Annotated in this window: 13 protein-coding genes and 1 pseudogene; 9 read left to right on the forward strand and 5 right to left on the reverse strand. The window is 63.3% G+C overall.

Features of this window, described 5'->3' with window-relative positions:
- Positions 1-194: 194 nt before the first annotated feature.
- The 8 genes and pseudogenes from BLS13_RS20355 (at position 195) to BLS13_RS10630 (ending at position 9,326) form a co-directional block, all read left to right on the forward strand.
- The gene (locus BLS13_RS20355) at positions 195-551 is read left to right on the forward strand and encodes a hypothetical protein (protein ID WP_143011933.1); all 357 of its coding nucleotides are present in this window, start codon (positions 195-197) and stop codon (positions 549-551) included.
- Positions 552-1,078: 527 nt separating this feature from the next.
- Entirely contained in the window at positions 1,079-2,302 is a 1,224-nt protein-coding gene (locus tag BLS13_RS10600) for a BtaA family protein (RefSeq protein ID WP_256325811.1), read from the forward strand.
- The gene (locus BLS13_RS10605; RefSeq protein WP_256325812.1) at positions 2,299-2,958 is read left to right on the forward strand and encodes a class I SAM-dependent methyltransferase; all 660 of its coding nucleotides are present in this window, start codon (positions 2,299-2,301) and stop codon (positions 2,956-2,958) included. The genes BLS13_RS10600 and BLS13_RS10605 overlap by 4 nt, the downstream gene beginning before the upstream one ends.
- A 783-nt stretch (positions 2,959-3,741) precedes the next feature.
- Positions 3,742-6,237 carry a TonB-dependent receptor gene (locus tag BLS13_RS10610; protein ID WP_176943537.1) on the forward strand — a complete coding sequence of 832 codons (2,496 nt, stop codon included), beginning with the start codon at positions 3,742-3,744 and terminating at the stop codon, positions 6,235-6,237.
- Between the two features lie 315 nt (positions 6,238-6,552).
- A complete protein-coding gene (locus tag BLS13_RS10615; RefSeq protein WP_093451955.1) occupies positions 6,553-6,849 on the forward strand; it encodes a hypothetical protein in 297 nt (98 codons plus the stop codon).
- Positions 6,850-6,929: 80 nt separating this feature from the next.
- Positions 6,930-8,146, forward strand: a pseudogene (locus BLS13_RS10620) (ISAzo13 family transposase).
- 366 nt (positions 8,147-8,512) lie between these two features.
- Positions 8,513-8,992 (forward strand): Hsp20 family protein, encoded by a 480-nt coding sequence (locus BLS13_RS10625; RefSeq protein ID WP_093451956.1) that lies wholly within the window; start codon positions 8,513-8,515, stop codon positions 8,990-8,992.
- Positions 8,993-9,044: 52 nt separating this feature from the next.
- Complete coding sequence (locus BLS13_RS10630) at positions 9,045-9,326, forward strand: hypothetical protein (protein WP_093451958.1); 282 nt, start codon at positions 9,045-9,047, stop codon at positions 9,324-9,326.
- A gap of 159 nt (positions 9,327-9,485) precedes the next feature.
- Here BLS13_RS10630 and BLS13_RS10635 read toward each other — a convergent pair whose 3' ends face one another.
- From BLS13_RS10635 to BLS13_RS10655, 5 genes are read right to left on the reverse strand one after another with little or no spacing between them, the layout of a single operon-like run.
- Complete coding sequence (locus tag BLS13_RS10635; protein WP_371128202.1) at positions 9,486-9,764, reverse strand: PLP-dependent transferase; 279 nt, start codon at positions 9,762-9,764, stop codon at positions 9,486-9,488.
- Between the two features lie 10 nt (positions 9,765-9,774).
- The gene (locus BLS13_RS10640; RefSeq protein WP_093451960.1) at positions 9,775-11,037 is read right to left on the reverse strand and encodes a bifunctional alpha/beta hydrolase/OsmC family protein; all 1,263 of its coding nucleotides are present in this window, start codon (positions 11,035-11,037) and stop codon (positions 9,775-9,777) included.
- Between the two features lie 9 nt (positions 11,038-11,046).
- Positions 11,047-11,433, reverse strand: coding sequence for an OsmC family protein (locus tag BLS13_RS10645; protein ID WP_093451962.1), 387 nt, complete (start codon positions 11,431-11,433; stop codon positions 11,047-11,049).
- A 48-nt stretch (positions 11,434-11,481) separates the two neighbouring features.
- Complete coding sequence (locus BLS13_RS10650; RefSeq protein WP_093451963.1) at positions 11,482-12,378, reverse strand: pirin family protein; 897 nt, start codon at positions 12,376-12,378, stop codon at positions 11,482-11,484.
- A gap of 58 nt (positions 12,379-12,436) precedes the next feature.
- Entirely contained in the window at positions 12,437-13,135 is a 699-nt protein-coding gene (locus BLS13_RS10655) for a pirin family protein (protein WP_093451965.1), read from the reverse strand.
- A 228-nt stretch (positions 13,136-13,363) separates the two neighbouring features.
- Here BLS13_RS10655 and BLS13_RS10660 point away from each other — a divergent pair, with 228 nt between their 5' ends.
- The gene (locus tag BLS13_RS10660) at positions 13,364-13,822 is read left to right on the forward strand and encodes a PA2169 family four-helix-bundle protein (RefSeq protein ID WP_093451966.1); all 459 of its coding nucleotides are present in this window, start codon (positions 13,364-13,366) and stop codon (positions 13,820-13,822) included.
- Positions 13,823-13,868 lie beyond the last annotated feature (46 nt).

Below are 13,868 nucleotides of genomic sequence, written 5' to 3' on the forward strand. Positions count from 1 at the left end.
CGCAAGCGCGGTCGCTCCGGGTGCGAGATCGCGCATAGTCGTCCGATTTCGGCCCAGGCGGTGAAGAAACATTTTTGTCCCCCGATCGATGGTGAGGGCGCTGGCTCGCAGCGGCGTCTCAATCCCGTGAGTCAATCCGGAGCGGGGATCATGATGGCATTTGCATCGGCGACAGCCGACGGTGGACAGAACCTTTGACATATTCGGTCGAAGATATGCTCCCCGTCGACGAAAGCCCGATCACCCTTGGCCATGCGCGATGCAAGGCCTCCTCTCTCAGGACAATCCACGCAGACGTCCACCGTCATGAATCGGACATCCATCTGGTTCCCCACAGCGGCCCCGAACATTTGGAACAGGATCATTCGCTGATCCGCCTGATCGACGACGGCCAGGCAACGAATATCCTCCTGGCCGGCCTGCGCGGTCGGCTCGCCGCCGGCGAACGCCTTACGGGCGTCTTTGCGATCGAAAGGCTAGGCTTTTGCCGCCATGGCTTGCTCAACGGCCGGCTGGTCGCCGTTGAATGCTGCACCAGCCGCGGCTGGTAAAAAATCGTCGGCAAATGCCGCTGAACCTGCGGTCCACCTCGAACGGTGGCGTCTTGGAAGCAGGAAGAGATTCGGGGAGCGGGATGTCCAGATTGCACAGCCTTCGGACGCCGCGTTGGATGGCGCTGGTGAGCGGGAGCAAGGTTCGCGCGGCCCCTCGGAGCGAGGAAGGCTGTAACTGCATGAGCATCATTGCGAGAATATTGTTCTGGGCGACGCGGCATCAGCGACGGACATCGGGCTCCTGATCAGCCGCGTCTTCAGCGGCAGCCGCGAAGCAGCGATCGTTTCATCCATGAGCGCGACAACGATGACCGCGCTGGCGAGCAGGCAAGTTTGACTGCCCGGCCATTTGCACGCGAACATCCTTTCGCTGCCATGGCCGCAGGCAAGACGAAGACCCGCAGAATGGCATCGCCCGGAACAGCACCCTGCGGGAAAACGCCATCGGGCCGTCACCGAAGCGTCACGCGCCCCGATTAAGGGGAACCGACCACGATAGTGGGAAGCACAATAAGGTGACGCCCGTGCACAGTAGAAATGACGGCCTGAAGCAGGCTGTTCACCGCCATGACGATCTGAGCGGACAGGGCCTGCTCGAACGCGCCTTCACCTTTGCCTTTCGCGGCCTGGTCTATGCCCAGATCTGGGAGGATCCGGCGATCGATCTGGAAGCGTTGCAGCTCCGGCCCGACAGCCATCTCGTCACGATCGCCAGCGGCGGCTGCAACGTCCTGTCCTATCTGACCGCAGACCCGCGCCACATCACCGCGGTCGACCTCAATACCGCGCATGTCGCGCTCAACCGGCTGAAGCTCACGGCAGCCCGGCACCTGCCCGACCATGCGACCTTCTACCGCTTCTTCGGCGAGGCCAACCGCGCCGACAATATCGCCACCTATCGCACCTATGTCGCACCGAATCTTGACGACATATCGCGCCGCTACTGGGAGGGCCGCGATCTGATCGGCCGGCGCAGGATCGGCGGCTTCGCGCACAATATCTATCGGCGCGGACTGCTCGGGCGCTTCATCAGCGGCACCCAGTTCCTCGCACGCTGCTATGGCATCGAGCCGCGCGACATATTGGCGGCCAATTCGATCGACGAGCAGCGCGAGATCTTCGAGACCCGCTTCGCGCCGATCTTCGAAAAGCGCTTCGTGCGCTGGGTCGCCAGCAATCCGGCGTCGCTGTTCGGCCTGGGCATACCGCCCGCCCAATACCGGGCATTGCTCGGCGACGAACCCGCGGGGATGGTGAAGGTGCTGCGCGGCCGGCTCGAAAAGCTCGCCTGCGACTTCGACATCCGTAACAATTATTTCGCCTGGCAGGCCTTCGGCCGCGGCTATGGCGAGGGACCGCAGGCGCCGGTACCGCCCTATCTCGAAGAGGGCAATTATGCGGCGGTGGTCGATCGGGTCGACCGGATCGAGATCCGCCATATGAACTTCGTGGATTATCTGCGCGAGTGCCAACCGCGGAGCCTCGATCGCTACGTCCTGCTCGACGCGCAGGACTGGATGACCGACGCGCAGCTCACCGACCTGTGGAGCGAGATATTGCGCACCGCCCGCCCCGGCGCGCGCATCATCTTCCGTACGGCCGCCCAGCCGACATTGCTGCCCGGCCGCGTGCCGGACGCGATCCTGTCGCGCTTCCATTATGAGGCGGAAGCGTCGCTCGATTTTACGCGGCGCGATCGCTCGTCAATCTACGGCGGCTTCCATCTTTACGTGGCAAGCGACGCATGATCACCGCCCGGCGGGTGGGCGATGCCGGCGATCACATGGATCGCATCTACCGTCGCCAGCGCCACATCTACGACGTCACCCGCAAATATTATCTGCTCGGCCGCGACGCGATGATCCGCGACCTGGCGCCGCCGGCGAACGGAACGGTGCTTGAGGCGGGATGCGGCACCGGGCGCAACCTGATCCGGGCGGCGCAACTCTATCCGCAGGCGCGCTTTTTCGGCCTCGACGTGTCGCGGGCGATGCTGGAGACCGCGCGCGCCCATGTCGCACAAGCGGGGCTCGCGGGTCGCATCACGCTGGCGGAGGGCGATGCGACCGATTTCGATCCGGTGGCGCTGTTCGGCCAGCAATGGTTCGATCGCATCTTCCTGTCCTACACCTTGTCGATGATCCCCGACTGGATCGGCGTGCTCGATCATGTGGCGCATATGATCGGCGCGGACGGACGCCTCCATCTCGTCGACTTCGGCCAGCAGGAACGGTTACCCGCGCCCTTCCGCTCGGCGCTGTTCGCCTGGCTGCGCAAATTCGACGTGACCCCCCGCCCCTATTTGCAGGAGGCCGCGCAGGCGCTGGCGGTGCACGAGCGGCTCACCCTGCGCTGGCAGGCGAAGTATCGGGGCTATGCGTGGAGTGCGCAGCTGGAGCGCTGAGACTTTTTCTCGGCAGTACACGACGTCGAATTCGACGCGATTTAGAGCTTTGCCGAGATACCCCTGGGTCGAGGAGCCAAGCTTCTCGCCGCTGGCATATTCGACTGTGATATCGACACCCGCGGCCTTCCAATCGACGACCTCTACGAGGTTCTGATCGGAGAGATCGATGCCGCCTGTAGGCGCCGGATAATGTTCGTCGCCATCAAGAAGCGACCAGTCGTCCAGCATCGATCCTGATGGTGCGTCGTTGAGGTAGGCGATGCGATCGACGCGGTCGCGCAGCCAATCAAGATCGACTCTCGGCCGCTGCTTATCCGCATAAGAAAACAGAGCCCCCTCTCAGGCGAGACGATATCGTATTCCCGTCTCGAACCCAGGCATCCATAATTGAGGCTGGCTGTATCGCTACCCGAGGCTCCTACAAGAGCGTAGTCGATGAGCGGCAAGGTTCGGGGCGGCTTCCGCCGGCATGCGGGTCCGCAAATTCCGCACTTCGCTAATGTACGCCGGGAGTTGTGTCGAATGACCTGACGACTGAATGTCGCGGCCACGGCTGATATCAACCTTGTAAGAGTCTGTTTGGAAATGCGCCAAAGGTGCATTTCCAAACAGACTCTTAACGCCTGACTTAGGGCGACGTTGGCTTTAACGCCGATTCACACCAAACTGTCGTGGCCTTTGTGAGATATATTTGGCAGTCTACAGGGGCATTTGATTTCGTTCGAAAACTGCGATCCTCAGAGTCGCACCGAAATCGGAATGGATGGGAGAGAGCAGATCATGAAAATCGGTTTTCGGTCACTTGCTGCGGCAACCGCAGCGGTTTCGTCACTTTGCGCAGTCGATCAATCTCTTGCGGCGGACGCAGTGAGCCAGCGCCCAACTGCATCCGATGCCAATGACATCATCGTCAGCGCCCGCCGGATCGAAGAACGGCTGCAGGACGTTCCGATTTCTGTCAGCGTGATATCCGGCGGAGACCTTGCCAAGTTGAATATCGTAAACTCCGACGATCTGGCCAAGCACGTGCCGGGCTTGACCACGAACCAGCGCTACACCCCCGAAAGCTCGACCTTCGCAATTCGCGGGTTCACGCAGGAATTGCGCACATCTGCCGCAGTCGGCACCTACTTCGCCGATGTGGTCGCACCGCGCGGCGGCGGTTCGGGCATTTCGGGCGGGGATGGCGCCGGTCCGGCCTACATGTTCGATCTGCAGAACGTCCAGGTTCTGAAAGGGCCGCAGGGCACGCTGTTTGGCCGCAACACCACCGGCGGCGCGGTGCTGCTGGTCCCCAAGAAGCCGACCGACAAGCTTGAAGGCTATCTTGAAGGGTCTTACGGCAATTACCGGATGTTCCGCATCCAGGGCGTGCTCAACATCCCGCTCAATTCCTGGGCAAGGCTGCGGGTCGGCGTCGACCGGATGTCGCGGACCGGGTATGTCAGGAATTTGGCGGCGACCGGGCCGCGCACGTATGCCGATGTCAGTTACGTGGCCGCGCGTGCCTCGCTGCTCCTCAATCTTGCGCCCAATGTCGAGAACTATACGATCGGCACTTACATGCGATCTAACCACTCGCCGGTTGGGTACCAGGTGTTCGATTACAATCAGAACGTGGGGCTCGGCATTCTCGCCAAGCCTCAGGTAGATCGCCTGAATGCTCCCGGTGCGGACCCCTATTCGACCGAACTCGCACTGCCGAGCGCCTATGCGAAGACCAGACAGTGGCAGATCATCAACAGCCTGAGCTGGTACGTATCGGATTCGCTGCGGATCAAGAACATTACCTCCTATTCTCGTTTCAACCAGAAATTGCGCGTCTCGATCTTCGGGGGCAATTTCGTCAGCCCGTACAGCTTCGCGGGACTGCCACCTGCACAAGCCGGCGGACTGGCATTTGCCTATCCTTCGATACCCAATACCACTGTTTACACTTCGGGCGCCTACACCGCAGCGGGCGACAATCAGAATAATCAGAGCAATTTCACAAACGAGCTGCAATTTCAGGGCACTTCCGCCGGGGGAAAGCTGAACTGGCAGGGCGGACTCTATTACGAGAAAAGCTCGCCGATCGGTTTTTCCACGACCACGGGTATCGCTACCGGTACTTTGTGCTCGATCACGCCCTATGAAACAGCGGACGACTTGCGGTGCCGCTCGGCCAATCCGGCCAAACTCAACACAATCAATCTTTCCACCACCCAGGTAAAGTTCATCAACATGGCCGCCTACGCCCAGGCGACTTATGCCTTGACCGAGCAACTCAAGCTGACCGCCGGCTTACGCTATACGTACGACCGATCGAGCGGCCTTGCCATCGCCAAGCTTCGCCAGTTCCCGTTCACGCTGAGTCCGACGGCGTTGTTCCAGGCCAACCCCGCGATTTGCGAAGGGGGTTTTACCGGGGACTGCTCGCTTGCGGGCAAGACATCGAGCCGCCGGGCAACCTGGACCATCAACACGGCCTACACGCCGCTGCAGGACGTGATGGTTTATGCCACCTGGTCGCGTGGCTATCGGCAGGGTGCGGCCAACCCGGCGGCGGCGCCGCAATTCAATACCTTTGCCCCCGAAACGGTCGATGCCTTCGAGGGCGGTCTGAAATCGTCCTTCAAGGGCGCAATTTCCGGGCGTTTCAACTTAGCCGGCTACTATAACAGCTTGCGCAATCAGCAGTTGCAATATGCGCTGGTGCCGGCCGATCCGAACACGTCGAACCGTACCTCCATCATCAATGCAGGAAAATCGCGCATTTATGGTTTCGAGGCTGACGCACTGATCAATCTAGCGGAATACTTCCATGTAACCGGCGCGATCAGCTATTTGAATACCAAGCTGGTTTCCGCAACCGTTCCGGTTATCACAGGTATCACGGTCGTGCCGACGGCGGTTCAAGGCGGCGAGCTTGCCTACTCGCCAAAGTGGTCCGGTTCGCTTGGGGCAACATTCAAGCTGCCCGTGCCGGAATCGGCCGGCAAGGTTGAACTGGATGCGACCTATCGCTTCCAGTCCTCCTATCAGGTGGCGGCCCCGACGATCACTTCGTTGCGTGCCACGGCGGTTCGTCAGCTTGATCTTAACCTCGACTGGAACAGCGTTGGCAGTAGGCCGATCGATCTGTCGCTTTTCGCCACCAACGTGACCAACCAGTTCACGGTGGTGACGGTGAACGGGCTTCGGGACATCCTGGGCTTCGATGCTCGCCAACTTGGCGAGCCGCGAATGTATGGTGCTCGGTTGAGGGTGCGTTTCGGGGAGGGGATTTCCAATTAGCGTGGCCGAAAAGGCCGGGGTCCCGATGGGATTCCGGCTTGTTTCGAGCCAACCAGGACGCGAGCGGTACCGACGATTGAGGCGTGACGACGGCCGTGTGCGACGGCCGCAATGATATCCAACCCATGCGGTCACTGAACGGTTGCTAGAGCATTTTGTGATTAGATTGACGCATAGCCTGAGTTTCTGAGATCATTCTCGCTCGGTTCGAACACGCTGCAGCTTGCGGCAGGCAGCGTTACCGATCTCGGCGTCATCACGGTTTACAGCGATTTTGCCGATGGCGAGAAGCACGACACGCTGACGGCCTCGCGCATGCTGAAAGGCGCGCTGATGGGAGGCTTGATCGGGGGCCCCATGCCGAAATCCGTTCCCAAGGCGATTACGATACGCGCCCGTGACCCGAGCGATATTCCCGTGCCGACGATGCTGGCCGCGACCGGACGGCCGGTGGAGTGGGCAGGCCAGGTGCGTTTCGGCAATCACCTCGGCGGCCTGATCAACCGGATGGGCGGTCGCGCCGCACGCAATCATGCCCCGACGGAAGAACCGGTGCAGCAGCCGGACGCAAACGTCGCCCGGACGCCCGAAGCCACTCCGCACCAGAACTAAGGAAGCGTCGACAAATTTCTGAATCGCAAAACTGGTTTTGATGGATTCCCGATTGGGGGATTGCTTTGTAGAGAGTCGCGGTGATCGATGCCGCCGCCATAAAGCTTCGCTATGAAGCGCTGAGTCCTGTGCTGGATGAGCGGGGTCGTCGTCGGTTTGCGGCGGCGGAAGCACTCGCTGCGGGATGGGGCGGGATCGTGGCGGTGAGCGCGGCGACGGGGATCGCGCGTAGCACGATTGGCTATGGGCTGCGGGAACTGCGCGGTACGGCGCCGGATTCATCTGTTGGCGGTGTCCGGCGCAAGGGCGCTGGGCGCAAGCCGTTGACGCAGACGGACCCGACGCTTCTCAGCGATCTGGAGAGGCTTGTCGATCCGCAGACGCGCGGCGATCCCATGTCGCCGTTGAAGTGGACGTCAAAAAGCTTGCGCAACCTGGCTGCGGCGCTTTGTGCCATGGGCCACCGGTCGGCCACGACAGCGTCGGGGGCCTGCTGAAGACGCTCGGTTACTCTCTTCAAGGCAATCGAAAGACGCTCGAAGGCTCGCACCATGTCGATCGCGACGCGCAGTTCGGGCACATCGCCGAGACGGTTCAGGCTGCCATCACGGCCGGCCAACCAGCCATCTCGGTCGATACGAAGAAGAAAGAACTCGTCGGCGACTTCAAGAATGGCGGACGGGAATACCGACCGGCCGGATCGCCCGAGCCGGTTCGCGTCCACGATTTCATCGACCCCACGCTGGGCCGCGCCGCGCCCTACGGCGTATACGACATCGCCGACGACAAGGGATGGGTCAGCGTCGGCATCGACCACGACACCGCCGCCTTCGCCGTCAATGCGATACGCTCCTAGTGGAAGACCATGGGCCTCTCGCGCTACCGCGACGCCCATAGCTTGACGATCACCGCCGACGGTGGCGGCAGCAACGGCTCCCGCGTCCGCCTTTGGAAGCTCGAACTCCAAAAGCTCGCCGACGAATTGGGACTGACAATCATCGTCGCCCATCTTCCCCCCGGCACCAGCAAATGGAACAAGATCGAACATCGTCTCTTCTCGTTCATCTCGCGCAACTGGAGGGGGCGACCGCTCACCGATTATCGCACCATCGTCGAACTCATCGGCGCAACCACCTCCACCACCGGACTGACCGTGCGGTGCCAACTCGACGAAAACCTCTATCCCGCCGGCATCAAAGTCTCCGACCAGGAAATGGCTGAACTCCATATCCTGCGCCACGACTTCCACGGTGAATGGAATTATACAATCAAACCGAGGCGCTCAGAAACAGCGTAATAATTTATCGACACTTCCTAACCGCCAGGCCAAAACTTCCAAAGCGGTGCGCCTTTGCGGCGCTTCGCCGATGTCGGCGACGCGGCAGAAGCGCGTGAGCACATCGATGAAGGCCCCTGCCCGCGGTCATTGCGCTGACCCGTTCGAAGTCGACGAGGTCGCCGTCGCCGCCGAACGGCGCGCGCGCAAAACCCCGACAAAAAATCGCCACGCCTCTTGAACCCCTCCTCCGCAAAACTACATCGCTCGCCGTCGGGTGCCTCTCGGGCCCGGCACAGGCGAGAGCGTCGGCTCTTCCCGGCGCTTCTCATGCTCAAATTGCTTCACCCATCGCCCGGCACTGGCCGGGCACAGGAGGATTTGGATATGAGGACCAGTTTCGACTTCACCCCCTATCGCCGTTCCACGGTGGGCTTCGACCGGCTGTTCGACCTGCTCGAAACCGCCAGCCGCACCGATCCGATCGATGGCTATCCGCCTTATGACCTGGAGAAGGTCGGCGAGGACAATTATCGCATCACGATCGCGGTCGCGGGCTTCCGGCCCAACGAGATCAAAATCACCGCGCACCAGAACCACCTTGTCGTCACCGGCCGCAAAGGCGGCGACGAGGCCGACGATCAGGCGCGCTATCTCCACCGCGGGATCGCCGGCCGCGGCTTCGAACGGGGCTTCCAGCTCGCCGACTTCATCGAGGTGGAATCGGCCAGCTTCGAAAACGGGCTGCTCAGCATTGCGCTCCGGCGCGAAGTGCCCGAGGCGATGAAGCCGCGCCGGATCGAGATCGGCGCACCCGCCAATGATCGCGGCCTGCTGCCCCGCCTGCTGGGGAAGAAGGCGGCCTGACCTGCAACCACGCCGGCGGTCGCGTCGCGGCCGCCGGCCCGGGTTTCGAGCAATGACCGAATTTCCCACGATCCTCGATCGCTATCTGGGCGGATCGGACAAGGCGGTGCCGCCGCCCGACTGGCTGCTCGCGCCGCATCTGCGCCACCGTGCGCTCGCCTGCCGGGCACCCGCGGCGGAGAGCAGCAACGATAATGATCCGCCGACCCCGCCCTTCCCTCCGTCCGCATCGATGCGGACGCGGCCCGCCCCCTTCCCCGGCTGGTGCGACGATCGCGGCAAGCCGCTGACGCCGCTGCTCGGCGGCGCGCCGTGGCGCGGCGCCGGCGGTTGACCTGCACCACATTGCCGTCCCCCTGCAGAACGAAGCGGTGCCCGATGTTTTACCTTATCCCGGCCGCCTTATTCGGCGGTACGCTCCTGTTTCTCGTAGCGCCCGTCGTGGCCGCGTTCAGGGACTGACCGCCCGGCTGCGCGCAATCCACCGGCCGCGTCACGCGGCCGCAACCAGCGCCTGTTCGAGATGCGCGAGGATGTCGTCGATATGCTCGAGCCCCACCGACAGCCGCACATAACCGTCCGATACGCCGGTCGCGATCTGCCCCTCGGCCGAAAGCTGCGAGTGGGTGGTCGAGGCGGGATGGATGGCGAGGTTGCGGGCGTCGCCGATGTTGGCGGCGTGGTAGAAGAGTTTCAGCGCGTCGATGAAGGCCTTGCCCACCGCCATCCTGCCGGCCAGTTCGAAGCCGACGAGGCCGCCGTCGACGATCACGTCGCCGCGCTTATGAGACGCCCTGGCGCGCGGTAACCCCTGCCATATCCCGCGCGTGCGCCGCAACCGATTCCGCCGCAACCTCCGCTGCATCGCTCACCCGCTCGAACGCCGATCCCGCCTCCAGGGTGCGGTGGACCGGGCAGCGACCGGCGATGTCGAGCATCCGCGCGCGCTGTTCGGCGTCGATCGCGCCCTCGATCGTGATGCGCCGCGTGAACAGGTCCGCCGGTTTCTGCCCCGCGCGCTTCGTGTGGCCGACCGCGGTCGCGATGCGATCGACCGGCCAGCCCTTCTGATCGGCATAAAGGCGCAGGGTCATCGTCGTACAGGCGGCAAGCGCGGCGCTCAGCAGGTCGTAGGGAGTCGGGCCAGAGCCGAGCCCGCCCACGCCTTCGGGCTCGTCGGCCAGGAAGCGGATGCCGCCTGCGCGCATCGCAAGCTGGAACTTACCGGCGCGGGTTTCCTCGGCGAACACCTCGCCGGGCTGACCCTCGCTGCGGGTTTCTTCAACGGGCGGCATATAGCGCGCGGCCCAGGCGGCGATCACCGATGCCGCATATTCGGCGTCGGCCGTGCGGGTCAGCAGGTGATCGGCATCGTCGAGCGAGACGAAGCTGCGCGGATGGCGGGCGGCGAGGAAGATGCGCGTGGCATGATCGATGCCAACCACCTCGTCGCGCGGGGCGTGCATCACCATCAAAGCGCGGCCGATCTTCGCGATCCGGGCGCCCTGATCCTGATGCCGCAGATCGTCGATGAAGGCCTTGCCGATCGTGAACGGGCGCCCGGCGAGTTGCACCTCGGCCGAGCCCTGGGTTTCGATCACGGCGACCCCGGCATCGCCGATCTGGTGGAGCACATGCGCGATGTCGAACGGCGCCGCGATCGTCGCGACAGCCTTCACCGCCGGCATGTCGGCCGCCGCCGCGAGCGCCGCCGCGCCACCGAAGCTGTGGCCGATCAACAGGCCGGGCGCCCGGTCAGCCGCCGCCATCGCCGCATAAGCCGCGATCAGATCGGCGGCATCCGCGCCGAAGCCGCCCGCAAACTCGCCGCCGCTACCGCCGAGCCCCGCGAAATCGAAGCGCAGCACGCCGATCCCGGCGCGTGCGAGCGCCCGGCCGATCCGCACCGCGGCGAGGCCATCCTTGCCGCAGGTGAAGCAATGCGCGAACAGCGCCCAGCCGCGCACCGGCGCGTCGGGCAGCTCGATGCGGCCGCTCAGCCGGTAGCCGGCGGGGGCGTCGAAATCGAATCTCTCGGTCGGCATCGGCCGCTCCTATGCAAGGCTGGTGTGGATCGGGATGCCGCCCTTCAGAGTCAGGGTGACCGGCGTCTTCTCGGCAATCTCGGCAAGCCGGGCTTTCTGGCCGTCGTCGGGCCCGGCGATCGTGAGCGTCCGCTCGATGCGCATGCCCTCTTCGCCCCGCACGATGCGCAGGTCGACGCCGAGCGTCTCGATCGGCCAGCCCTTGCGATCGGCATACATGCGCAAGGTGATCGCGGTGCAGGCGCCGAGGCTGGCGACGAGCAGGTCGTAGGGCGCCGGGCCGGCATCGGTGCCGCCGGCGGCGACCGGCTCGTCGGCGGTGAGGCGGTGACGGCCAGCCACCACGATGTCTGTTGCGTAACCGGTGGCGCCTATCGTGGCGATTCCGTGGGTCATGGTCGTCTCCCAGTTCCTCCCCGAGACAAGCTCGGGGAGGAATTTGGCTCACTCCGGCAGCGGAATGAATTCGCTCTCGTCCGGCACCTTGGCAAAACGCTGGTGGCGCCAGTCGTCCTTGGCCTGCGCGATCCGCTCGGCCGAACTGGAGACGAAGTTCCAGTAGATGTTGCGCTTCTCCGGCAGCGGCTCTCCGCCGACCAGCATCAGCCGCGCGCCGCCCTTGGCGCGCAGCACGATCTCGGCGCCGGGCTTGAAAATCACGAATTCGCCGGCCGCAAAGCCACCGTTCTGGTCGACCACCTCGACCTCGCCCGTCACGACGTAAATCGCACGTTCGACATGCTCAACGCGAAGCTGGTAGCGGGCGCCGTCCGCGAGTGCGATATCGGCATAGACCGTGTCGGAGAAGGTTTTCACCGGCGATTTCAGGCCATCGAGCGACCCGATGATAAGGCTCAATGCGGCGCCATCGCCTTCCGTCTTCGGAATTTCGTGCGCCTTGTGATGCACGAAGCTCGGCGCGGTTTCCTCATCGGCGACCGGCAGCGCGACCCAGGTCTGGAGGCCGAACAACGGGCCGCCGGAGGCGCGCACATCCGGGCTGGTGCGTTCCGAATGGACGATGCCCGAACCGGCCGTCATCCAGTTGACCTCACCCGGCCGGATCGCCTGAACGCTGCCGACGCTATCGCGGTGCAAGATTTCGCCTTCGAGCAGATAGGTGATCGTGGCCAAGCCGATATGCGGATGCGGCCGCACGTCCAGGCCGTCGCCGCCATGGAACGCCGTAGGACCCATCTGATCGAAGAAGATGAACGGGCCCACCATGCGGCGATGAATCGATGGCAGCGCGCGACGGACATTGAAACCGTCGCCGAGATCGCGAACGGCCGGCAAGACCACCATATCGACGCCGTCGATATCGGTTGTTCTCTGGGTCATGGGGACTCCTCCTCAAGAAAATTGCCGCCGGCGGAACCATCCGCCGGCGGCTAAGTGTTCAGGCTGCGTCGACGAGCACGAGTTCGCTATCCTCGAGCGCGACGATGTGGATCACGTCGAGATCCTTGATCGCCACGCCGTCGCGGGCGTTCGCCCGGACTCCGTCGATCTCGATCGCGCCCGTGGCGGGCACCAGATAGCCGCGACGGTCCTTGCCGATTGCATGTTCGATGCTCTCGCCGGCCTTCAGGGTCGCGCCGAGCACGCGGGCATCGGTGCGGATCGGCAAAGCATCATCGTCATTGGCGAAGCCCGACGCGAGCGCCACGAACCGGCCCGAGCGATCGCCCTTGGGGAAAGGCCGCGCACCCCAGCTCGGCGCGACACCGCGCTGGTTCGGCTCGATCCAGATCTGGAACAGCGTCGTCGCTTCATCCTCCAGATTATATTCGGCATGGGCGATGCCGGTGCCCGCCGACATCACCTGGACGTCGCCGGCCGCGGTACGGCCCTGGTTGCCGAGATTGTCCTTATGGGTGATCGCCCCGGTGCGGACATAGGTGATGATTTCCATGTCGCGGTGCGGATGCGGCGGAAAGCCGGTCTGCGCGGCGATCGTGTCGTCATTCCACACACGCAAGCTGCCCCAGTTGGTTCTGGCCGGATCATGATAGCCCGCGAACGAGAAATGATGCTTCGCGTCGAGCCAGCCATGGTTCGCGCCGCCAAGGGTGGAGAAGGGTCTTACTTCGATCATTGGGTGTCTCCCGATCGGCTCATGTGCCGTTGGATCCCTAGATAGCGCGCCTGATCGAATCGAAAATGGAAATGGTGGAAACCCATCGTTTCCATTTGATCATGATCATCCTACGCGCATCGGATCACGCTGTCGAACGCCCGCTTCATCGTAACGCCCGCGAACGAGCTGGGTCTTTTCGCCGCGCCGGCCGTTACCCCAAACTCCTGTAGCAAAAGGAAATTCCCAATGGCAGAGACCAGTCACGACATCCGCACCCTGAACTCGTTGATCGCCTCCGTCATCGACAGCGTCAATGGCTATACCGAGGCAGCCAAGGACAGCGTCAGTTCCAGATTCGGCACGCTCTTCGCCGATCGCGCCACGGAGCGCCGCCAGGTCGCCGAGCGGCTGCGGACCGAGGTCGCACGGCTTGGCGGCAATCCCGAAGATGATGGCACGGCGCTGGCCGGGGCGCATCGCGTCTTCATCAACCTCAAGGCCGCGATCACCAATCGCGACGACAAGGCAATCGTCAGCGAAGTCGAACGCGGCGAGGATCATCTGAAGGGCAAATTCGAAGATGCGCTGCGCGACAACGATCTGTCTCCGTCGGTGCGGGTGACGATCGAGGATGCGTTCGCCTCGGTTCGCCAGGGCCATGATGAGATCAGCGGACTCAAGCACAGTTTGCAAGCAGCGCAGTGAATCCAGCAATCGATCGCTCCGAGCGGAGCGATCGCGTCACGCCGGC

This window comes from Sphingomonas sp. YR710 (assembly GCF_900101455.1).
GTDB lineage: Bacteria > Pseudomonadota > Alphaproteobacteria > Sphingomonadales > Sphingomonadaceae > Rhizorhabdus.

Coding starts and splice junctions, on each gene's coding strand:
- BLS13_RS10605 (WP_256325812.1), top strand. CDS start 2,299: ATGATCACCGCCCGGCGGGTGGGCGATGCCGGCGATCACATGGATCGC.
- BLS13_RS10610 (WP_176943537.1), top strand. CDS start 3,742: ATGAAAATCGGTTTTCGGTCACTTGCTGCGGCAACCGCAGCGGTTTCG.
- BLS13_RS10615 (WP_093451955.1), top strand. CDS start 6,553: ATGCTGAAAGGCGCGCTGATGGGAGGCTTGATCGGGGGCCCCATGCCG.
- BLS13_RS10625 (WP_093451956.1), top strand. CDS start 8,513: ATGAGGACCAGTTTCGACTTCACCCCCTATCGCCGTTCCACGGTGGGC.
- BLS13_RS10630 (WP_093451958.1), top strand. CDS start 9,045: ATGACCGAATTTCCCACGATCCTCGATCGCTATCTGGGCGGATCGGAC.
- BLS13_RS10640 (WP_093451960.1), bottom strand. CDS start 11,037: ATGCCGACCGAGAGATTCGATTTCGACGCCCCCGCCGGCTACCGGCTG.
- BLS13_RS10645 (WP_093451962.1), bottom strand. CDS start 11,433: ATGACCCACGGAATCGCCACGATAGGCGCCACCGGTTACGCAACAGAC.
- BLS13_RS10650 (WP_093451963.1), bottom strand. CDS start 12,378: ATGACCCAGAGAACAACCGATATCGACGGCGTCGATATGGTGGTCTTG.
- BLS13_RS10655 (WP_093451965.1), bottom strand. CDS start 13,135: ATGATCGAAGTAAGACCCTTCTCCACCCTTGGCGGCGCGAACCATGGC.
- BLS13_RS10660 (WP_093451966.1), top strand. CDS start 13,364: ATGGCAGAGACCAGTCACGACATCCGCACCCTGAACTCGTTGATCGCC.